The following is a 20,465-nucleotide window of genomic DNA, read 5'->3' as shown; positions in this document are numbered from 1 at the left end:
GGAGCACCGACATGCGTACCGGAGACCAGGTCGTCCAGGACCTGCCCTGGCGCTGGGGCGTCCAGGGGAAGATCTTCCTCATCGGCGGCCTCGGCTACATGTTCGACGCCTGGGACGTCGCCCTCAACGGCTTCCTCACCCCGCTGCTCGGCGTCGAGTTCGACCTCTCGACCGGCCAGCGCGGCCTCGTCGCCACGGCCAACCTCATCGGCATGGCCGTCGGCGCCGTCGCGTTCGGCACGATCGCCGACCGGATGGGCCGCAAACGGGTCTTCAGCATCACGCTGCTGATCTTCGCCCTGTTCTCGGTACTGGGCGCCTTCTCCCCGAGCTGGGAGGTCTTCCTGGCGCTGCGCTTCCTGGCCGGCATCGGGCTCGGCGGCTGCATCCCGGTCGACTACGCGATCGTCAGCGAGTTCTCACCCCGGCGCTACCGGGGCAAGGTGCTCGCCGCGATGGACGGCTGGTGGCCGATCGGCACCACCCTCGCCGGGCTCTCGGCGACGCTGCTCGTGCCGGTCGAGGGCAACTGGCGCTGGATGCTCGCACTGATGGTGCTGCCCGCGCTGCTGCTGTTCTGGATCCGCCGCGGAGTCCCGGAGTCCCCGATCTACCTGGCGCGCACCGGCCGCGAGGCCGAGGCCCGCACCGTCATCGACGACATGGTCCGGCGCACCGGCGCCCCGGTGGAGCAGTACGCGATCACCGCCGCCGCACCGGAGCCGACCACCTCGCGCCGCCGCGGTCTCGGCGCGCTGGGCGAACAGCTGAAGATGGTGTGGGCGTTCAACCCGCGCATCACCGGCGTCGCCTGGTCGCTGTTCATCACCGTCATGGTCGTCTACTACGCCGCGCTGTCCTGGATGCCGTCGATCCTGCGCGCCCAGGGCATGGGCGAGGTCGCCGCGTTCGCCTCCACCACCGTCATGAACGCGGTCGGCATCCTCGGCGTCATCACCTCGGTGCTGCTGGTCGAGGTCGTCGGCCGCAAGTGGGTCATCGGCGTCGCCGGTCCGTGCGCCGCACTGTCGCTGGTTGTGTTCTCCCTGGTCATGGGTTCGCCGACGGCAGCGGTCGCGATGATCGCGGTGTTCGGGTTCTTCGCCCTGGTCGTCATCCCGGTCATGTACGCCTACGTCTCCGAGCTCTACCCCACCGAGCTGCGGGCCTCGGGCTTCGGCTGGGCGTCGTCGTCGAGCCGGGCCGTCACCGGGTTCGTCCCGCTGATCTTCGGCAGCCTGCTCTGGCCGGTCCTCGGCCTGCCGCTGACCTTCACCCTGATGGCGCTGCTGGTCTTCGCCGCCGTCACGTTCATGGCGCTCGGCGCCCCCGAGACCCGGGGTCGCGAGCTGGACCGCATCACCGGCGACGAGCAGACCCTCGACACCCCGGCCGTGGAGCGGGTGGAGAAGGCGTGAAGCCCGCCGCGTTCACCTACCACCGGGCGTCGTCGGTGCGCGGGGCGGTCGACCTGCTGACCGAGCTGGCCGACGACGAGCCCAAGCTCCTCGCCGGCGGCCAGAGCCTGGTCGCGATGATGAACTACCGGATGGCCCGCCCCGGGCACCTGATCGACCTCACGCACGTGCCGGGCCTGGCCGGCATCCACCGCACCGACGGGGCGCTGCGGATCGGCGCGCTGACCACGCACCGGGCCGTCGAACGGGCCGACCTGGGGCCGGACTTCGCGGTGCTGTCGGCCGCGATGCGCTGGGTCGGGCACCTGCCCATCCGCACCCGGGGCACCGTCGGCGGCTCGATCGCGCACGGCGACGCCACCGCCGAGTGGTGCCTGCTGGCCGTGCTGCTCGACGCCGTCGTCGTCGCCGAGGGACCCGGCGGGCGGCGCGAGGTCCGGGCGCGGGAGTTCTTCCTCGGCCCGTTCACCACCGCCCTGGACCCCGACGAGGTGATCGTGGAGATCGTCTTCCCCTGTCCCGCGCCGCGCGCGGCGCTCACCGAGTACGCCGACCGCCGTGGCGACTTCGCCGTCGTCGCGGCGGGGGTGGACCTGGACACCGGGGAGGTCGTGCTCGGCGGGGTCGGCGCCGTCCCGGTGCTGGTACCCGACGCCGGCACCCCGGCCGAGGTCGCCGACGGTCTGGAGCTGCGCGACGAGGCCGGGATCCCCGCGGAGTACCGGCGCGGCCTGGTCCGCACCCTCGTCGCCCGGGCACGGGAGGAGGCAGGCCGTGGCTGAGCCCGGACTGCGCCGCGACGGCACCTGGGTCGGCGCGTCGGTCCCGCGGCGGGAGGACCCGCGGCTGCTGACCGGCCGCGGCCGGTTCGTCGACGACATCACCCTGCCCCGGATGCTGCACGCCGCGTTCGTGCGCAGCACCGAGGCGCACGCCCGGGTGGTCGATGTCGACCTGTCCGAGGTCCGCACGGTCCCCGGCGTCGTCGCCGCGTTCGACGCCGCCGACCTGGCCCTCGGCGACATCACCGCGCTCCTCGACCGGCCGGTCGAGGAGTTCGTCCCCACCTCGATGCCGGTGCTGGCCGGTGCCAAGGTCCGCTACGTCGGCGAGCCCCTCGCGGTCGTGGTCGCGACCGACCCCTACGCCGCCGAGGACGGCGTGGAGGCCGCCGTCGTCGAGCTCGAGCCGCTCGACCCGGTGGTGACCGAGGCCGCCGCGCTGGCCGCGGCCGGTCCCCCGGTGCACGACGAGGCCCCCGGCAACGTGCTGGTCGACGTCGCACTGTTCGCCACCGAGGGCATCGACGACGTGTTCGCCGACGCCCACACGGTCGTGTCCGTCGAGGCCCGCACCGGGCGGCAGAACGCGCTGCCGCTGGAGACCCGCGGCGTCGTCGCCGACTGGGACGACCGCGACGAGCAGCTGGTCGTGCGTACCTGCACCCAGGTCCCGCACCAGGTGCGCACGGTGCTGGCCCGCTGTGCCGGGCTCGACGAGAAGCAGGTGCGGGTCGTCGTGCCGGACATGGGCGGCGGGTTCGGCCAGAAGTGCGTCGTGGGCCGCGAGGAGATCGCGGCCGCGGCCGTCGCACGGCGGCTCCGGCGTCCGGTCAAGTGGATCGAGGACCGGCGCGAGGCGTTGACCGCGAGCTTCCTGGCCCGCGAGCAGCACTACACCGCCCGTGCCGCGTTCACCGCCGACGGACAGATCCTCGCCCTGAAGTCCGACGTCGTGTGCGACATGGGCGCCTACTCCTGCTACCCGTTCACCGCGGGCATCGAGCCGCTGATGGCCTCGGCGGAGATGCCCGGGGTGTACCGGGTCCCCGCCTACCGCGTGCGCGGGCGGGCGGTGACCACGAACAAGGCGCCGACCGCGCCGTACCGCGGGGTGTCCCGGCCGCAGTACGTGATGGTGATGGAACGGCTGATGGAGCGCGCCGCCCGCGAGCTCGGGCTCGACGCGCTGGACGTCCGCCGGCGCAACCTGATCACCGATTTCCCCTACCGCGGGGTCAACGCCATCACCTACGACCCGGGCTCGTACCGGGAGTCGCTGGACCTCTGCGAGCAGGTGCTGCGCGACGAGGGCTGGCCGGGCCGCACCCTGCCCGACGGTCGTGTCCTCGGCATCGGCTACTCCTGCTTCTCCGAGCGGACCGGCTACGGCTCCGGCGCGTTCGCGGCACGGAAGATGCAGGTCGTCCCCGGGTTCGACCTGTCCCAGATCACGATGGACCTGGACGGCACGGTCACCGTCACCACCGGCACGCTGTCCCACGGCCAGAGCCACGAGACGACCTTCGCCCAGATCGTCGCCGACCGGCTCGGCATTCCCTACGACAAGGTCAAGATCGTCCAGGGCGACACCGACCGGATCACCTACGGGTGGGGCTCGTTCGCGTCCCGCTCGGTGACGATCGGCGGGTCCGCGGCGGCCGCCGCGGCGGTGAAGCTGGGCGACCAGCTACGCGCGCTGGCCGCGCACCTCGCCGGGAGCGACGTCGACTCCGCCGAGCTCGACGGCCGCGGCGGCGTCCGCGCCGGCGGCCGCACGTACCCCTACGCCGAGCTGGCCGACGTCGCCTACCTGCGCGCGCACCTCCTGCCGAAGGAGGTCGGGCCGGGCATGACCGCGACGGCCAGCTTCGACGTCGGCGGGGACGGCACCTTCTCCAACGCCACCCACGGCTGCGTCGTCGCGCTCGACCCGGGCACCGGCGGCGTGGAGATCCTGCGCTACGTCTGCGTCGAGGACTGCGGCGTCGCCATCCACCCGCGGGTCGTCGAGGGGCAGGCCCGCGGGGGGATCGCGCAGGGCATCGCCGGCGCGCTGTTCGAACAGGTCGTCTACGACGAGCTCGGCCAGCCGCTCGCGCCGAGCTTCATGGAGTACAAGGTCCCGACCGCCGCCGAGATCCCCGACGTGCGCATCGAGCACCTCGAGACACCGTGCGCGTTCACCGCGGACGGGGCCAAGGGGGCGGGCGAGGGCGGCACCATCGGTGCCCCCGCGGCCGTGCTCAACGCCGTCAACGACGCATTGCGCACGACCGGTGTCGAGCTGGACTCCACCCCCGTCCCCCGCGCCGCCCTCTTCGCGGCCCTGAACCAGGAGGCACCGTGACCGACGTCCAGCTCGTCGAACTGACCGTCAACGGCGAGCGCCACGAGCTGGCGATCCCGCCGCGACGCACGCTGGCCGACGTGCTCCGCCACGACCTGGGGCTGACCGGCACCCACGTCGGCTGCGAGCACGGGATCTGCGGGGCGTGCACCGTGCTCGTCGACGACGCGCCCGCCCGGGCCTGCCTGCTGTTCGCCGTCCAGGTGGAGAACGCCACCATCCGCACGGTCGAGTCGCTGTCCGGGCCCGACGGCGGGCTGTCGGACCTGCAGCAGTGCTTCGGCGAGCACCACGGACTGCAGTGCGGCTTCTGCACCCCCGGGTTCCTCATGCTGGCCGAGGGCTACCTCGCCGAGGCCCCGGACGCGAGCCGGGAGGAGATCCGCGAGGTGGTGGCGTCGAACCTGTGCCGGTGCACCGGCTACCAGACGATCGTCGACGCCGTGGAGGACTGCGCGGGCCGCCGCCGTGCCGCGCTCCAGTCCGCTCTCGACTCCGCACCGCAGTCCGCACCGCAGTCCGCGCAGTCCGCGCAGTCCGCACCGCAGTCCGCACTGGACGGAGCATCCGCATGAGCGCGCACCCCACCGGCCTGCACGGGGCCGGTACCGACGCGACCTACGCCACGGCCGGGTTCGGTGCCGCGGCCCGGCGCGGGACGCGGCCCGCGGTCGTCGTCGTGGACCTGACGGTCGGGTTCACCGACCCCGGGCGGCCCACCGGCAGCGACCTGTCCGCGGTCGTCGCGGCGACGTCGGCGCTGGTCGAGACGGCCCGCCCGACGGGCGCCCCGGTGGTGTGGACGACGATCGCCTACACCGCCGCCGAGGTCGACACCCTGCCCTGGCTGGTGAAGGCACCCGGCATGCGCACACTGGTGGAGGGCTCGGCCGCCGTCGGCTTCGACCCCCGGCTGGACGTGCGCGGCGCCGACCACACCCTCACCAAGAAGGGTGCGTCGGCGTTCTTCGACACCGGCCTCGCGACCCTGCTGCAGTCCTCCGGTGTGGACACCGTGCTGGTGTGCGGGGCCACCACCTCGGGCTGTGTCCGCGCGACCGCCGTGGACGCCGTGCAGTCCGGGTTCGGCGTACTGGTGCCGCGCGAGTGCGTCGGCGACCGCGCGGCCGGGCCGCACGAGGCGAACCTGTTCGACATCCACGCCAAGTACGGCGACGTGATCGGCCTCGACGACGCGCTCGCCTACCTGAAGGGACTCCTGTGACCGTCACGTCCACCCCGGCCCGGCAGGTCCGCCAGGACGCCCTGGCCGACCTCGCCGACGTCCCCGCCGTGTCCCGCTGGGTGCGCCACGGCGACCTGCGGCTGCACGCCCTGGACTACGGCGGGGACGGCGTCCCCGTGCTGGTCCTGCCCGGCATCACCAGCCCCGCGGTGACGATGGACTTCGTCGCCCGCGAGCTCGTGGACCTGTGCCGGCCGGTGGTGCTCGACGTCCGGGGCCGCGGGCTGTCCGACTCCGGCGGTGCGTGGTCCCTCGACGACTACGCGGGCGACGTCTCGGCGGTGCTCGACGCGCTGGACCTCGGCCCCGGCACGGTGCTGTTCGGGCACTCCATGGGCGCCCGGATCGTCGCCGTCGCCGCGACCCGGCGGCCGGTGCGTGGCGCGCTGCTCGTCGACCCGCCGCTGTCGGGCCCGGGCCGGGCGCCCTACCCGACCACCCTGGAGGCGTTCCTGAACCAGCTGCACGAGGCGCAGCGCGGTACCGACGCCGACGAGGTCGCCCGGTCCTGGCCCCGCTGGCCGCGCCGCGAGCAGGAGCTGCGGGCACGCTGGCTCTCCTCCTGCGACGGGGCCGCGATCGCCGCGACGCACGCCGGCTTCGAGTCCGAGGACTTCTTCGACGCCTGGCCGCACGTCCCGGCGCCGGTGACCCTGCTGCACGGCGCGGACTCCCCCGTCGTGCCCGCGTCCGGGGTCGCCGAGATCGCTGCCGCCCGGCCGGACGCCCGGCTGCTCCCCGTCCCGGACGCCGGGCACATGGTGTTCTGGGACAACCCGGCCGAGGCGCTGCGCCTGCTGCGCGAGGCACTGACCGGCCTGCTCCGGGACTGATCCGGGGCCGGCCGCCCTCGGACCGTCCACGGCGCCGGCGCGGTCGGGGACGGACCGTTCCCCGGCCGAACCGCGGCCCGGACCGGACAGCGCCCGGGCCGTGCCATCACCGGGTCGCGCCATCACCGGGCCGCGCCGCCGCCGGCCGGATCCGGTCGACCACCGGGGTCGTCGGGCCGGGGCGGCAGGACGGGCCTACCGTCTCGGTGTGCAACCGCGTCCCCGCCCGACCGCGCCCCTGCTACGGGCAGCCGGCCTGCTGGCGACCGCCCTGCTGGCGACCACCCTGCTCCTCACCGGCTGCTCCGCCGACCGTCCCGCCGCCTCCTCGGCGGCCGACACCGAGCCCTGGCCGGGGCAGACCGCCTCGGACCGCGTCGGCGCGCCCGGGCTGGAGGCGCTGCGCACCAAGTTCCGCTTCTACGCCCAGGACCCCTGCTGGTCGGCCGACCCGGCGGCGGTCTTCCCGCGCTGCGGCCGGTTCACCACCGAGATCCGCAACGCGCTGCCCCAGGTCCGCCAGGACGCACCCGCCGCGGCCGCGCAGGCCGACCTCGTCGGGAAGGCGCTCGACGACTTCGCCGCGCAGGGCTGCCAGGCCGACCCGGGCACCCTCGCCGAGGGCGACGCGAGCGTCTGCGGCCCGGCCTTCCGCGCGGTCCAGGAGACCGTCCAGGGCATGGCGACGGCCGCCGGCGCCGGGACCTGAGGGCCCTGCCCCTGTCCATGATCACCGGTTGTGGAGCCAGGAGTGCGCTCAACGACCTCCGCGCTCCACAACCGGTGATCATGAACCGGGTGGAGCCGCGCCGGCAGTCGACGGCGAGTGGGCCGCCGCACGCCACGGGCTCGGCGCCCCATCGGCCCAGCACCCCATCGGCCCGACACCTCGTCGACCCGGTACCTCGTCGACCCGGTACCTCGTCGACCCGGTACCTCGTCGACCCGGTACCTCGTCGACCCGGTACCTCGACCGGCTGCCCCGTCCATGATCGCCAGGAGTGGAGTCCGGAGCGCAGTCCGCAGCCCTGCGCACTCCACACACGGCGATCATCGAGCGACGACCCCACACCCGCCCGGCCCGACGGGTCCACGCCGGCACCCCACCCGCCCGGGAAGCATCAGACCATGATCGCCGAGTGTGGAGTCCGGAGCGCAGTCCACCGGCCTCCACACCTTCACTTCTGCCGATCATGGAGCGACGACGCCGCGCCGACCGTCGGCCCGCACCGCGCCGACGGGCGCGCCCTGCCGACGGAGCTCCCTGTCGACGGAGCTCCCTGCCACGGAGCTCGCCGCCGACGGAGCGCGCCCTGCCCGACGGAGCGCAGCCGGCCCGTCGGAGCGCAGCTCGCCCGTCGGAGCGCACCGTCATCCCGCGGCGGCCCCGGCGAGGAACGCGTCGAGCTCCGCCCGGGTCGGCGCGGTGGCCGGCCCGTACCGGGTGACCGCGAGCGCCGCGGCCGCGCCGGCCCGCGCGACCGTCTCGGACCATGCCGTGCCGCGCAGCAGCTCCGCGGCCAGGACCCCGCAGTGGGCGTCCCCGGCCCCGTTGGTGTCGACGGCGTCGACCACCGGCGCCGGGACGGCCTCCACCGCCCCGTCGCGGACGACCACGCAGCCCGCGGCGCCGTCCCGGACGACCACGGCCGCGTCGCCGGGCAGCCGCCGGGCGAGCACCCGTGCGGCGCCCGCCGCGGTCGGCTCACCGGTCAGCAGCCGGGCCTCCCGCGCGTTGGCGCTCAGTACCCCGGTGGCGACGAGCATCCGTTCCCACAGCCCGCCCGGCACGTCCGCGACCAGGGGCCCCGGATCGAGCAGGACCGTCGCCGAGGACTCCTCGGCCGCGGCGACCAGCGACGTGGCCTTGTCCGGGACGAGCAGGCTGTAGCCGGACACGTAGAGCACGTCGTCGGCGGTGGTCGCCGGCAGGCCGGCGGCCGGCGCGGTCTCCACGCCGCTGCCGGTCACGAAGGTCCGCTCCCCGGAGGGGTCGACCAGGGTCACGCAGATCCCGGTGTCGCCGCCGGGGTCGGGCGGTGCGGTCACCGTGACGCCCTCCGCGCTCAGGGCGGCCCGGACGAGGTCGCCGTGCGGGCCGGTGCCGTGGCCGCCGGCGTAGAGCACCTCGGCCCCCGCCCGGGCGGCCGCGGCGACGACGTTGAACCCGCCACCGGGCAGCACGGCGGTCCCGGTGGCCAGCACGTCCCCGCCGGGCGGGGGCAGCGACGGCACCCGCATGACCAGGTCGACCAGGACCTGTCCGGAGTGGACGAGCCGGCCGGTCACCGCTGCTCCCGGGCCCCGCCCAGCGCGGCGTAGACCCCGGCGGCGACGACGAAGGTGATCACCCAGGCCAGCCCGTTCTCGCCGAACCAGGTGCCGGCGAGCGGCCCGGTGAACCACGGCTGCGCCGACGGGCCGACCGTGGCGAACAGGTACCCGACGACGATCGCCAGCGCCCAGGCCGTGGTCGCCCGGGGCTCGATCCCGCCGCGGTACCAGTAGCCGCTGGTCCGCGAGGTGTCCATCAGGGCCACCGGGTCGTAGTGACGACGACGCAGCATGTCGACGGCGAACACCCCGACCCACGCGGTGATCGGGACCGCGAGGGCACTGATGAAGGCGATGAACGGCGGGTAGAAGCCGTCGGCGATCAGCATGAAGTAGATCGCGCCGACGAAGGTCACGAGCACGTCGACGACCACGGCGTACACCCGCGGCAGCCGCACGCCCAGGGTCAGCGTCGTCAGCCCGGCCGAGTAGACCGACAGGTGGTTGGACAGCAGCAGACCGCCGAACGCGGCGACCAGGTACGGGATCGCCATCCAAGCCGGGAGCAGGTCGCGGATCGCGGCGACCGGGTCGTCGGCGGTGGCCAGGGTCGGGTCCCCGGCGGCGAGCAGGCTGCCCAGCGAGATCAGCAGCACCAGCGGGATGCCCGCGCCGGCCGCGGCCGAGGCGACCAGTGACCCGGCCCGTACCGACGGCGACTGGTAACGGGACATGTCGGCCGAGGCGTTGGCCCAGCCGATGCCGGTGCCGGCGGCGATCACACCGACCGCCGCGACGACCGCACCCGAGGGCGCCGGAGCGGCCGCGGCGACCGCGGCCCAGTCGACGGTGGCGACGAGGAACCCGCCGACGACGGTGTTCAGCGCGCCGAACACCCAGGTCGCCCAGCGCTGCACCGCGACCAGCACCGCGTGTCCGAGCCCGGCGACGAGCACCGTGCACAGCACGAACACCGCGATGCAGACGATGGTGATCACCGGGTGGTCCTTCGCCGACAGGCTGGTGCCCGCGACGATCGTGACCAGCGACAGCAGCGCGAACGCCGCCGTCGTGGTGTTGACGGTCTCCCAGCCGAGCCGCGACAGCAGCGAGACCAGGGTCGGGCCGATGTTGCCGCGGGCACCGAACACCGCCCGCGACAGCGTCAGACCGGGTGCCCCGCCGCGCCGCCCGGCGATCGAGACGGCACCGACGATCGCGAACGACCCGACGCTGCCGAGCACCGCGGCGAGCACGGCCTGGGTGATGTTGAGCCCGGACGCGACCAGGGTCGCACCCAGTGGGAGACCGAGGATGGAGATGTTCGCGGCGAACCAGACCCAGAACAGCTGGCCGGGGCGGCCGTGCCGCTCCGCGACGGGGACCGGTTCGATGCCCCGGGTCTCGAGGGCGCCGCCCTCGGCGGCGGTGCCGGTGTCGGTGGTGCTGGTGGCCATGGCGGCCTCCGTTCAGGAGGTGGACCGGAGGTGGAGCAGACCCTCGACCACGTCGTCGAGGGGGTCGAGCAGCCCGGCGTTGACCCGGCGGACGGTGCCGACGAGGTCGGTGGGCAGTGCGGCGGCACCGTGCACCGCTCCGAGCACCGCCCCGCAGATCGCGGCGACGGTGTCGGTGTCGCCGCCCAGCGATGCGGCGGTGACCAGCGCGGCCCGGGGGTCGTCGCCGAGGGCGGCGGCGAGCCCGAGGGCCGCGACGACGGACTCGGTCGCGGTGACCGAGGTACCCACGACGTCGGCGACGGTGTCGGCGAGCGCGGCCCGGTCGAGCCCCGGCAGCACCCGCAGCGCGACGTCCAGGCGGGCGGCGACGTCGGCGCCGGCCGCCCATCCGCCGCGTCGGGCACCGGCCCGGGCGGCGGCGAGCGCGGCGTCCAGCGCGGCAGGGAGCCCCGCGCCGGACACCCCGGCCGACACCGCCGCGGCGACGGCGGCGGCCGCGGCGATCCCGGGAGCGGTGTGGTGGGTGACGACCGCGGACTCCAGGACGGCGTCGAGCAACCGGGGCCCGGCGACGGCGATGCCGACCGGGGCGACCCGCATCGCGGCACCGTTGGTGACGCCGTCGCGCCCGGCGACCTCGGGGGCCTCCCCCTCGGCGAGGCGGGTCAGCGCCCGCCGGGTCGAGGGCCCGAGCAGGTCCCGCGAGCCGCGCCGGATCATGTCCTGCTCCCAGTCCTCCAGGGCGGAGGCGAACACCCGGGGCGGGACGTGGCCGTCGTGGTCGAGCAGGATCCGGGCCAGCAGCAGCGCCTGCTCGGTGTCGTCGGTGACGGTTCCGGCCGGCAGCTTCGGGGCGATCGGCTGGTCGTCGGCGCCGTCGAGGAGCCGGTCGACGACGCCGTAGCGCTCGGCGATCGCGGCCCGGGACAGCGACTGGGTGGGCATGCCGAGCGCGTCACCGACGGCCAGGCCGAGCAGCGCGCCGAGCGCGCGGTCCCGGGGCGGGGTCACCGGCCACCGCCGAACTCGAGGTGGAACCGGAAGCGCTGGGGGTCCAGCAGGCTGACCACGTGCTCGACGAGCCCGCCGGTCGCGTCCCGGGTGACCCGCACGGCCTGCAGGAACGGCTCGCCGGGGGCGCGCTCGAGGGTGACGGCGTCGGCGGCGTCGAGCGGGGTGACGGAGATCCACTGCTCCCCCGCGACGCCGGTCAGCCCGGCGGCGGCGAGGGTGGCGGTGATCGAGCCGTCGACGAGCCCGGTCGTGGGCAGCTGCGCCAGCGCGCCGGTGGCCGGCAGCGACGCCGTCTCCAGCGACACCGGCACGGCGCCGGCGCGGCGCAGCCGGCGCACGGTGACCAGCGGGCCGTCGTGGGCGGTGGGGCCGGGGTCGCCGCCGTGGGAGATGCCCAGCAGCTCGGTGCGCACGGCCGCACCGGACGCGGCGAGTGCCTGCGCCCAGCCGAGCCGCTGGTCCAGCGGGGACCCGTCGAAGGTCACGAACGACCCGACGCCGGTCTCGGTGGTGATCAGGTCGCGACGGGCCAGCTCGGCCAGCGCGCTGCGGACGGTGCCGCGGGACACGGCGTAGGTGCGGGCGAGCTGGTTCTCCCCCGGGAGCTGCTCACCGTGCGGCAACCTGCCGGAGCGGATCCGCCCGGCGAGGTCCTCGACGAGGCGCGCCCTCTTGGAGCGCCCACCCTGTTCAGACATGTACAAACATGTACAGCATGGGGTCGGCCGCGTCCACCCCGTCACCGGACGCCCGGCACCCGTGATCCTTCCCGTGGAGCCGGGAGCGCCCTCCGAGGGCGCCCGCACTCGACGAAGGATCATGTGGCACCGGACCGCGGACACGACGGGACCCCGCGTGCCGGCGCGGCACGCGGGGTCCCGGTCGTACGGCCTCAGCCGGCGAGCAGTGCCCCCGCCCCCGGCACCCGTGGCTCCAGCCCGAGCTCGGTGAGGATGCGGTGGGTGGTCGCGGTCGCCGCGGACAGGACCGGGATGCCGGCCTCGTCCTGGACGGCCTCGATCGCGGGCAGCGACGGCATCTGCACGCAGGCACTGAGCACCAGGGCCTCGGCGCCGGTGAGGTCGAGCTTGCGCCAGTGCTCGCGCAGGTCGGCCGGGTCGAGCCGGGCGACGGCGAGGTTGTCGGGAACCTGCAGCGACAGCGAGTCGACGACCTCGACCCCCGCGTCGGTCAGGTAGTCCACGACCGCCTTCGTCAGCGGCTCCATGTACGGGGTGACGATCGCGACCCGCGTCGCGCCGAGCGCGGCGATCCCCGACAGCAGCGCCCCGGCACTGGAGACGACGGGGGCGTCGGAGCCCTCGGCCCGCAGCGCGGCGGTGATGTCGTCCTCGGCGGTGCAGTGGTAGCCGGGGCCCTGCGCCATGATCGCGACCAGGCAGGCGGTGGCGACGACGTCTGGGCGGGCGTCGGCCAGCTCCGCGGCGGCCCGCTGGGCCTGCGCGTTCATCGCGCGCAGCTGCTCGGGCGTGACGTGCTGCATCCGGGCCCGCGCCGCGTGGAACACGAAGCGGTCCTCGGGCAGCAGGTCCTCGCGGGCGCGCAGCATCCGCGGGAGCTCGGTCTCCATCGTCAGGTTCGACGACGGGACGATCATGCCGATGTGGTGGTCGCGCGTCATCGGCGCGCCACCGGCTTCATCTCCGGAACGGTCAGCTCGCCGGCGTCGACGATCAGCTCGTCGTCGAGGAACAGGGAGTTGCCACGCATCGGGATGTCGAAGTGGCAGGCGGTGTCGTTCGGGCCGCCCAGCTCGTTGTTCGGGCCGATCGAGAACATGACGTTGCCGTAGAAGCTGCGCAGCTCCATGCCCATGCCGCCGCCGAACTGGGTCAGGCCGTGCCAGTGCGCGCGCTCGTCGAGGCCCCAGCCGACGTGGCTCATGCCGTAGCCGCGCGGGTCGTCGAAGGACTCGATGTAGGAGCGCAGCAGGTCCGCGTCGAGACCGGAGGAGCCCGCACCACCGCGGATGTCGCGGATGAAGCCCTGCTCGACGGTGATCTCGACCGGGGTCTGCACGTAGGTGTTGAACGGCAGCAGCACGTCCCCGGGGGCGAGGACGATCTTCCCGTCGACGCCGTCGTCGGAGCCGCCGGTGAACACGAACGCCGCGGGCCAGTGGTCCCAGCGACCGGGGGTGTCGGTGTAGCCGTACTCGCTCATCGTCGGGTACATGCCGAGCTGGTAGGTCACGTCGGTGCCGTGCGGACTGGTGATCCGCATGGTCGAGGCCTTGGCCAGCAGCTCGGCGCCGGTCTCGACGCGCTCGCGCAGCTCGGTGGTGGGCATCAGCCGGGCCAGCAGCTCGGGCGGCTCGACGGCGGTGAGGATGCGGGTGCCCGCGTCCTGGATGGCGAACTGTTCCTTGCTGAACAGCAGGAACGTGCAGTCCACCACCATGTCCACGGCCTTGAGCGCGTCCACCGCCAGCGGGATGTTCCCCAGGCCCGAGTCGCCGACCGCCCAGGCGCCCCCCGCGCTCGCCGGCGAGGGCAGCCGCATGTGGTACCCGGTCGCGCCGAGCTTCTGGATCGCCCAGAGGAACGCGTCGGCGTACTCGGTCCGTTCCGCACCCCGGGTGAGCACGACGACCGTCTCCCCCTCGTGCACGCCCGACAGCGTCAGCTGCTGCAGGCAGATGTCGTTGAACAGGTTCTGGTCCATCGCGCACCTCCGTGTCTCGTCCCATTAATCCGAGCACGTACTATCCGGATACGCAAGACCTTCCGACGGGCGGAAACAGCACCGTCACACGGGGCGGATCAGCCGGGCGCACCGTCGCAGACGGACGTGAGCGACCGCCCGAGGGCGTTGCGGTGGACCTCGTCGAGCCCCTGCGCCTGCCCGACCGCGGCCTGGGCCAGGGTCGACGGGCACTCCTCGTTCGCCCGGGCCGGTGCGGCGAGCTTCAGCGCGGCCACCAGCTCGTCGCCGATCCGGTCGAGCTCCGGGCGCACCCGGTTCAGCTCGGGCCGCTGCGCCGGACGCGTGTCGGGCCGGTCGGTCCACTGCCGGATCAGGTCGTTCTGCACCTGGGTGCTCGCCGCGATCTGGTCGGCGACGATCCGGGCCGTCCAGTCCGGGTCGACGCCCGCGCGCGTCGCGTCCGCCCGCGCCCCGGCGACGACGGCCGCCTCCCGCGCCGGGTCGGTGACGGCCGTCCCGGTGCCGAACTTGGCGGCCGCGACCTGGTCGGAGACCTGGGCGCGCTGCGCGGACAGCTGCACGACCCGGACGAGCCCGTCGGCCGGGGACGCACCGGGCGGCCCCTCGGTCAGCGGGAGGGGCTGGTCGGAGCACCCGGCCAGCAGTCCCAGGACCAGGACGGACCCGGCCAGTGCGGTCCCGCGTGTGCCGATCACAGCGGCGAGCCTACGACCGCAGCGGTCGCGCCCCGCCGCCGCCTGCGGCGATGCTGACCGGCGTGGACACCGCGGTCATCCTGGAAGTGGCGCTGAACGGCACGACGACGCGCGAGCGCAACCCGCACGTGCCCCGCACCCCGGCGGAGGTGGCCGAGCAGGCCGTCGACGTGCTGGACGCGGGCGCGGCGATCGTGCACCACCACAACGACGAGCCGATGTTCACCGTCGACGGGGTGCACGCGGTCGAGCCCTACCTGGCGGCCTGGGACCCGGTCCTGGCCGTGCACCCGGACGCACTGCTGTATCCGACGATGGCCGCCGGCGCCCGGGACATCCCGGTGGAGCGGCGCTGGGCACACGTGGCGGAGCTGGGGCGGCGCGGGCACATGACGTTGGTCGACCCGGGCTCGGTGAACGTCGGCCTGCTCGACGACGGCACCTGCCCGGCGGCCGCGGCGCCGGAGCCGTACCAGAACTCCTTCGCCGACACCGAGTACATGTTCGCCCGCACCGCCGAGCTGGGCGCCGCCCCGAGCATCTCGGTTTTCGAGCCGGGGTTCCTGCGGACCGCCCTGACCCTGCACCGGCACGGCCGGGTCCCGCCGGGCGCGATCGTGAAGCTGTACTTCGCCGACCGGCTGCAGTTCGGGCTGCCGCCCACCCGTGCGGCACTGGAGGCCTACCTGGAGCTGCTGGAGCCCCTCGGGACTGCCGTGGTCGGTCGCGGTGCTCGGCGGCGACGTGGTCGCCTCCGGCCTGGCCGAGCTGGCGGTGCGCCGCGGCGGCCACCTACGGGTCGGCCTGGAGGACTTCGACGACGGCCGCGGCACGGCGCCGTCGAACCGGGAGCTGCTGGCGGGCGCACTGCGCGTGCTGGACCGGGTGGGCGCGACGCCGGCCTCTCCCGCGGCCGCCCGCGACATTCTCGGGATCCGTCCGCACGGATGATCCTTTCGCCGCGACACACCGCGGGGGTGCGTTTCCGGTCGACCCGGACACACACCCCCGCGGAGAATTCGGCGACGCCGGCCGTCATCCGGTCCGCGGATTCCCGCGGCCGGTTCCGGCCGGCCCGGCCAGAACCAGGCCTTCCGCCCGCCCACCGGCCGTCCGATCGCTCCCAGGATCAACAGGACCACACCGACGACGACCAGCAGACCACCGAGGTAGTAGAGAATGGAGATGCTGAAGAAATACCCCACCAGCAACAGGATCAGACCAAGAATGATCATTTCGTGTCCCCTCCCAGGAATGTGAGGGGAAAGTACTCACGTCCGGGGGGTTCCGCAGTGCAGGAATCGATTCCGATGCGCGTGTCGTGACCTGCGGTGCGCCGGACGGCGCGCGGGCGCCGTCACACGACGGAACGGTTCGGCCCGGTGCCGGACCGGGAACACGGCCCTCGCACCCCAGCGCGAGGAGGAACGACATGAGCCGCACCGTGGCCGACCAGATGATCGAGCTGCTGCACCAGGCCGGCGTCGAACGCATCTACGGGCTGGTGGGGGACAGTCTGAACCCGATCGCGGACGCGATCCGCCGCGACGGCCGCATCCGGTGGGTGCACGTCCACAACGAGGAGGCCGCCGCGCTCGCGGCCGCGGCGGAGGCCCAGCTCACCGGGCGGCTCGCGGTCTGCGCCGGCAGCTGCGGACCGGGCAACACCCACCTGATCCAGGGACTGATGGACGCCCACCGCACCGGTGCGCCGGTGTTGGCCATCGCCTCGCACATCCCGTCGACCCAGATCGGCACCGGCTACTTCCAGGAGACCCACCCGGAGCGGCTGTTCACCGAGTGCTCGGCGTACTGCGAGCTGATCTCGCGGCCCGAGCAGATGCCCCGGATGCAGCGGATCGCGATGCAGACCGCGCTCGCCGAGTCCGACGTGTCGGTGCTGGTCCTGCCCGGTGACGTCTCCGCGCTCGGCGCCCCGAACGACACCGGCACCTCGCACCTGGCCCCGCCCACCGGTGTCGTGCGGCCGTCCGAGGAACAGGTGGCCGAGCTGGCCCGGCTCGTCGACGCCGCGGGCACCGTGACGCTGTTCGTCGGGGCCGGCATCGAGCGCGCCCGCGAGCAGGTGCTCGCCCTCGCCGACCGGGTGAAGGCGCCGATCGGCCACTCGCTGCGCGGCAAGGAGTGGATCCAGTACGACAACCCCTACGACGTGGGCATGTCCGGACTGCTCGGCTACGGCGCCTGCTACGAGGCGACGCACGAGGCCGACCTGCTGATCCTGATCGGCACCGACTTCCCCTACGACTCCTTCCTGCCCCAGCGCGGCACCGTGCAGATCGACGTCGACCCCGCGCGCCTCGGGCGTCGCACCCTGCTGGAGCTGGGCGTGCACGGCGACGCCGCGTCCACCCTGGACGCGCTGCTGCCGCGGATCGCGGAGAAGACCGACCGCTCCTTCCTCGACCGGATGCTGCGCAAGCACGCGGAGGCGCTGGAGAAGGTCGTCGGCGCCTACACCCGCAAGGTCTCCGACCTGCGCCCGATCCACCCCGAGCACGTCGCGGCGGTCCTCGACGAGGAGATGGCCGACGACGCGATCGCCACCGTCGACACCGGCATGTGCAACGTGTGGGCGGCCCGCTACCTGTCCCCCAACGGCCGGCGCCGGATCATCGGCTCCTACCGGCACGGGACGATGGCGGGCGCCCTGCCGCACGCGATCGGCGCCCAGCTCGCCCACCCGGACCGGCAGGTGGTGTCACTGTCCGGCGACGGCGGGCTGACCATGCTGCTCGGCGAGCTGCTGACCGCGGCCGAGCACGACCTGCCGCTGACCGTCGTGGCGTTCAACAACGGGTCGCTGGGCATGATCCGGCTGGAGATGATGGTGGCGGGCTACCCGTCGTTCCAGACCGACCACGGCCCGGCCGACCTGGCCGGGATCGCCCGCGCCGCCGGGCTGTACGCCGAGGCCGTCGACGACCCGTCCGACGTGCGGGCGGCGCTGCGCCGGGCGCTGGACCACCGCGGCCCGGCCCTGGTCGACGTGCGTACCGACCCGAACGCGCTGTCCATCCCGCCGCACATCACCGCCGCGCAGGTCCGCGGGTTCGCCCTCGCCGCGACCCGCACGGTGCTCGACGGCGGCGTCGGGAGGATGGTCGAGCTCGCGCGCAGCAACCTGCGGTCGATCCCCCGGCCCTGAGCGGGGCCGGTCAGCCGGCCCGGGCGGCGAGCCCGGGGGCCGAGACCGCATGGTCCAGCGCGATCGCGGCGGCGCCCCGGAGCACCCCGTCCTCGCCGTGCGCGTCGTCGTGCACCGGCGGTGCGACGGCGCGGCGGAAGGCCATCAGCCCGGCGTCGTAGGCGACGGCGAACGCCTCCGGCGCCGCGGCCCGCAGCGCGGGCCCGAGCCCGGCCAGCACCACGACCTCCGGGTCGTGCGCGTTGACCAGCCCGGCGATCCCGCGGGCCAGCGACGCCGACGCCGAGGTCACCGCCGCCGACGGGCCGGGCTCCCCGGCGGCGGCGCGGTCGAGGACCGCGCGGGTGTAGGTGTAGGGCGCGTCCGGCTGCGGCTCGCCCAGCATCACGGCGAGCGCGCGGCCGTCGACGCCGGTCGTCCAGCAGCCGCGGGCGCCGCAGACGCAGTCCGCGCCGGGGTCGCCGAACGGCAGGTGCCCCAGCTCCCCCGCGGCGCCCCGGGCGCCGGTCTGGGCGCGCCCGTCGAGCAGCAGGGCGCCGCCGATGCCGACCTCGACGGTCACGAACAGCGCGGTGCGCGCACCGGCGGCGGCGCCGTCGCGGACCTCGGCGACGCCAGCGAGGTTGGCGTCGTTGCCGACCAGTACCGGCAGGCCGAGCCCGGCACCGATCCGGCGCACGTCCAGCGGGCTCCAGCCCTGCCCACCGCCGGTCTCGGCGAAGTGTTCGTCGACGACGGTGGCGGCGATCCCGATGCCGACCGCCGCCACCGGTCCGGGTGCGGCGTCCACCAGCTCGGCCACCACGCCGTCCAGCTCCGCGGCGACGGCGTCCGGGTCACGGCGGCGGTGCCGGCCGGAGCGGACCGCGACCGGGGTCCCGTCGAGCCCGGCGACGCCGGCGCGCCAGCCCTCGAACCGCACGTCGACCGCGACGACGCCCGGTCCCTCCGGGTTGGGGGTCAGGGTGGTGGTCGGCCGCCCGCGCCCGGCGCAGGGGGCGCGCTCCTCGGTGACCCAGCCGAGCTCGCGCAGCCGGGCGGTGATCTCGGTGGCCGAGCCGCTGGCCAGGCGCAGCCGGCGCGCCAGCTCGACGCGGGTCAGGCCGGGTTCGCGGCGGACCTCGTCCAGCACCTCGGCGGTGGCGCGCCAGCGGTCGGTCTCCGCGCGCCCCGGCGCATCCGTGGCGGAACGTGAACCGGCCGACATCGACGTCATCGGGATTGACACCTCCGGCCTGCCAGGATTTATCCTCGTGTCGCGATGAAAAAGGCTCTCACCTCGTCCCAGTCTCCCACCACCGGGCCCGCGCTCGCCGCGATGGCCCTCGGCGGCCTGGCCATCGGCACCACCGAGTTCGCCTCGATGGGCCTGCTGCCGGCCTTCGCCGCCGACCTCGGCGCCACCGTGCCCCAGGCCGGCACGGCCATCAGCGCCTACGCACTCGGCGTCGTCGTCGGCGCGCCGGTGCTCGCCGTGCTCGGGGCCAGGTGGCCCCGCAAGCACCTCGTCCTGGCCCTGGCGGGTGCCCTGGCGGTGACCAACGTGGCCTCGGCGTTCGCCCCGACCTTCGGCGCGTTCGTCGCCACCCGGTTCCTGGCCGGGCTGCCGCACGGCGCCTACTTCGGCACCGCGTCGGTGCTCGCCGCCTCCCTGGTCCCCCGGGAGCGGCGGCCGCGGGCGATCGCGACCGTGATGAGCGGTCTGATGATCGCCAACATCGTCGGGGTGCCGGGCGCGACGTGGCTCGGACAGACGGCGGGGTGGCCCGCGGCCTACCTGACCGTCGGTGTCGTCGCGGTGGCCACGATGCTGGCCGTGTGGCGGCTGGTCCCCGACGTCCGCGACGAGCGTCGCGGCTCGGTCCTGGCCGAGCTGTCGGCACTGCGCCGCGGCCAGGTCTGGATCACGATGGCGGTCATCGCGACCGGGTTCGGCGGCTCCTTCGCCGTGTACAGCTACGTCACCCCGGTGCTCACCGAGGTGTCCGGGCTCGCCACCTCCGCGGTGCCGATCGCGCTGGCCGTGTTCGGCATCGGCATGACACTGGGCAACCAGGTCGGCGGCCGGCTCGCCGAGGCCGCACCGGTGCGCACCATCGCCGGCGGGCTCGGCGCGGCGGCGGTGTCGATGGCGCTGTTCGCGGTGACCGCGTCCTCGCCGGTGTTCGCCCTGCTCGGACTGTTCGCACTGGCGTTCACCACCACCGCGACCACGCCCGCGCTGGCGACCCGCCTGATGGACGCCGGCCGCGAGGGCCCGACCCTCGGGGCCGCACTGCACCACGCCGCGTTCAACGTGTCCAACGCCCTCGGGGCCGCACTGGGCGGGCTCGTGCTGGCCGCCGGATGGGGCTGGACCGCGCCCGCCGCGGTCGCGACCGTCCTGCCGATCCTGGGCCTGGTCGCCCTCGGGGTGGCGGTCCGGGTGGAACGCGCGGAGCAGCGTCAGGAGCTGGCGCTGGCGGCCTGACGGTCGCCCGGCCGGGCATGTAAACGAGAGGTGTCGATCAGATCACCTTCGGGAAGCCTGTCCTCGAGT

Annotated in this window: 17 protein-coding genes and 1 pseudogene; 10 read left to right on the top strand and 8 right to left on the bottom strand. The window is 74.6% G+C overall.

Annotated elements, in window-relative coordinates; all coding sequences use genetic code 11:
* Positions 1 to 11 precede the first annotated feature (11 nt).
* The 7 genes from KPF47_RS16175 (at position 12) to KPF47_RS16145 (ending at position 7,335) form a co-directional block, all read left to right on the top strand.
* Positions 12 to 1,418: an MFS transporter gene (locus KPF47_RS16175; protein ID WP_224389594.1), complete on the top strand. Its 1,407-nt coding sequence runs from the start codon at positions 12 to 14 to the stop codon at positions 1,416 to 1,418.
* Complete coding sequence (locus KPF47_RS16170) at positions 1,415 to 2,200, top strand: xanthine dehydrogenase family protein subunit M (protein WP_224389593.1); 786 nt, start codon at positions 1,415 to 1,417, stop codon at positions 2,198 to 2,200. Before KPF47_RS16175 ends, KPF47_RS16170 begins: the two co-directional genes overlap by 4 nt.
* The gene (locus tag KPF47_RS16165) at positions 2,193 to 4,547 is read left to right on the top strand and encodes a xanthine dehydrogenase family protein molybdopterin-binding subunit (protein ID WP_224389592.1); all 2,355 of its coding nucleotides are present in this window, start codon (positions 2,193 to 2,195) and stop codon (positions 4,545 to 4,547) included. The genes KPF47_RS16170 and KPF47_RS16165 overlap by 8 nt, the downstream gene beginning before the upstream one ends.
* Positions 4,544 to 5,122, top strand: coding sequence for a (2Fe-2S)-binding protein (locus tag KPF47_RS16160; RefSeq protein WP_224389591.1), 579 nt, complete (start codon positions 4,544 to 4,546; stop codon positions 5,120 to 5,122). The genes KPF47_RS16165 and KPF47_RS16160 overlap by 4 nt, the downstream gene beginning before the upstream one ends.
* The gene (locus KPF47_RS16155) at positions 5,119 to 5,772 is read left to right on the top strand and encodes an isochorismatase family protein (RefSeq protein WP_224389590.1); all 654 of its coding nucleotides are present in this window, start codon (positions 5,119 to 5,121) and stop codon (positions 5,770 to 5,772) included. Before KPF47_RS16160 ends, KPF47_RS16155 begins: the two co-directional genes overlap by 4 nt.
* Entirely contained in the window at positions 5,769 to 6,626 is an 858-nt protein-coding gene (locus tag KPF47_RS16150; RefSeq protein ID WP_224389589.1) for an alpha/beta fold hydrolase, read from the top strand. The genes KPF47_RS16155 and KPF47_RS16150 overlap by 4 nt, the downstream gene beginning before the upstream one ends.
* A 208-nt stretch (positions 6,627 to 6,834) precedes the next feature.
* Positions 6,835 to 7,335 (top strand): hypothetical protein, encoded by a 501-nt coding sequence (locus KPF47_RS16145; RefSeq protein ID WP_224389588.1) that lies wholly within the window; start codon positions 6,835 to 6,837, stop codon positions 7,333 to 7,335.
* Positions 7,336 to 7,997: 662 nt separating this feature from the next.
* On the opposite strand, the gene KPF47_RS16140 is transcribed toward KPF47_RS16145, so the two are convergent.
* From KPF47_RS16140 to aroQ, 7 genes are all read right to left on the bottom strand, one after another.
* On the bottom strand, positions 7,998 to 8,915 hold the full coding sequence (locus KPF47_RS16140; RefSeq protein WP_224389587.1) for a PfkB family carbohydrate kinase: 918 nt from the start codon (positions 8,913 to 8,915) through the stop codon (positions 7,998 to 8,000).
* Positions 8,912 to 10,357 carry a cytosine permease gene (locus KPF47_RS16135; RefSeq protein ID WP_224389586.1) on the bottom strand — a complete coding sequence of 482 codons (1,446 nt, stop codon included), beginning with the start codon at positions 10,355 to 10,357 and terminating at the stop codon, positions 8,912 to 8,914. The genes KPF47_RS16140 and KPF47_RS16135 overlap by 4 nt, the downstream gene beginning before the upstream one ends.
* A 12-nt stretch (positions 10,358 to 10,369) precedes the next feature.
* Positions 10,370 to 11,371, bottom strand: coding sequence for an ADP-ribosylglycohydrolase family protein (locus KPF47_RS16130; protein WP_224389585.1), 1,002 nt, complete (start codon positions 11,369 to 11,371; stop codon positions 10,370 to 10,372).
* The gene (locus KPF47_RS16125) at positions 11,368 to 12,072 is read right to left on the bottom strand and encodes a GntR family transcriptional regulator (protein ID WP_224389584.1); all 705 of its coding nucleotides are present in this window, start codon (positions 12,070 to 12,072) and stop codon (positions 11,368 to 11,370) included. Before KPF47_RS16125 ends, KPF47_RS16130 begins: the two co-directional genes overlap by 4 nt.
* A 194-nt stretch (positions 12,073 to 12,266) precedes the next feature.
* Entirely contained in the window at positions 12,267 to 13,016 is a 750-nt protein-coding gene (locus KPF47_RS16120) for an aspartate/glutamate racemase family protein (RefSeq protein ID WP_224389583.1), read from the bottom strand.
* The gene (locus KPF47_RS16115) at positions 13,013 to 14,059 is read right to left on the bottom strand and encodes a leucyl aminopeptidase (RefSeq protein WP_224389582.1); all 1,047 of its coding nucleotides are present in this window, start codon (positions 14,057 to 14,059) and stop codon (positions 13,013 to 13,015) included. The genes KPF47_RS16120 and KPF47_RS16115 overlap by 4 nt, the downstream gene beginning before the upstream one ends.
* A gap of 98 nt (positions 14,060 to 14,157) precedes the next feature.
* On the bottom strand, positions 14,158 to 14,757 hold the full coding sequence (gene aroQ, locus KPF47_RS16110; protein ID WP_224389581.1) for a gamma subclass chorismate mutase AroQ: 600 nt from the start codon (positions 14,755 to 14,757) through the stop codon (positions 14,158 to 14,160).
* Positions 14,758 to 14,807: 50 nt separating this feature from the next.
* Between aroQ and KPF47_RS16105 the strand changes: the two are divergent.
* Both KPF47_RS16105 and KPF47_RS16100 read left to right on the top strand, forming a co-directional pair.
* Positions 14,808 to 15,708 (top strand): annotated as a pseudogene (locus tag KPF47_RS16105) (3-keto-5-aminohexanoate cleavage protein).
* Between the two features lie 481 nt (positions 15,709 to 16,189).
* Positions 16,190 to 17,926: a pyruvate dehydrogenase gene (locus tag KPF47_RS16100; RefSeq protein WP_224389580.1), complete on the top strand. Its 1,737-nt coding sequence runs from the start codon at positions 16,190 to 16,192 to the stop codon at positions 17,924 to 17,926.
* Positions 17,927 to 17,936: 10 nt separating this feature from the next.
* Here the strand turns inward: KPF47_RS16100 and KPF47_RS16095 are convergent, their stop codons facing one another.
* A complete protein-coding gene (locus KPF47_RS16095; RefSeq protein ID WP_224389579.1) occupies positions 17,937 to 19,142 on the bottom strand; it encodes an ROK family transcriptional regulator in 1,206 nt (401 codons plus the stop codon).
* Between the two features lie 45 nt (positions 19,143 to 19,187).
* Between KPF47_RS16095 and KPF47_RS16090 the strand changes: the two genes are divergently transcribed.
* The gene (locus tag KPF47_RS16090) at positions 19,188 to 20,396 is read left to right on the top strand and encodes an MFS transporter (RefSeq protein WP_224389578.1); all 1,209 of its coding nucleotides are present in this window, start codon (positions 19,188 to 19,190) and stop codon (positions 20,394 to 20,396) included.
* Positions 20,397 to 20,465 lie beyond the last annotated feature (69 nt).

The organism is Pseudonocardia sp. ICBG1293 (assembly GCF_020131355.1).
Lineage (GTDB): Bacteria > Actinomycetota > Actinomycetes > Mycobacteriales > Pseudonocardiaceae > Pseudonocardia.
Note: the sequence above shows the minus strand (reverse complement) of the source record. Positions and strands in the feature narration are given on the sequence as shown.

Coding starts and splice junctions, on each gene's coding strand:
- KPF47_RS16175 (WP_224389594.1), top strand. CDS start 12: ATGCGTACCGGAGACCAGGTCGTCCAGGACCTGCCCTGGCGCTGGGGC.
- KPF47_RS16135 (WP_224389586.1), bottom strand. CDS start 10,357: ATGGCCACCAGCACCACCGACACCGGCACCGCCGCCGAGGGCGGCGCC.
- KPF47_RS16120 (WP_224389583.1), bottom strand. CDS start 13,016: ATGACGCGCGACCACCACATCGGCATGATCGTCCCGTCGTCGAACCTG.
- KPF47_RS16115 (WP_224389582.1), bottom strand. CDS start 14,059: ATGGACCAGAACCTGTTCAACGACATCTGCCTGCAGCAGCTGACGCTG.
- KPF47_RS16095 (WP_224389579.1), bottom strand. CDS start 19,142: ATGACGTCGATGTCGGCCGGTTCACGTTCCGCCACGGATGCGCCGGGG.
- KPF47_RS16155 (WP_224389590.1), top strand. CDS start 5,119: ATGAGCGCGCACCCCACCGGCCTGCACGGGGCCGGTACCGACGCGACC.
- KPF47_RS16125 (WP_224389584.1), bottom strand. CDS start 12,072: ATGTCTGAACAGGGTGGGCGCTCCAAGAGGGCGCGCCTCGTCGAGGAC.
- KPF47_RS16100 (WP_224389580.1), top strand. CDS start 16,190: ATGAGCCGCACCGTGGCCGACCAGATGATCGAGCTGCTGCACCAGGCC.
- KPF47_RS16090 (WP_224389578.1), top strand. CDS start 19,188: ATGAAAAAGGCTCTCACCTCGTCCCAGTCTCCCACCACCGGGCCCGCG.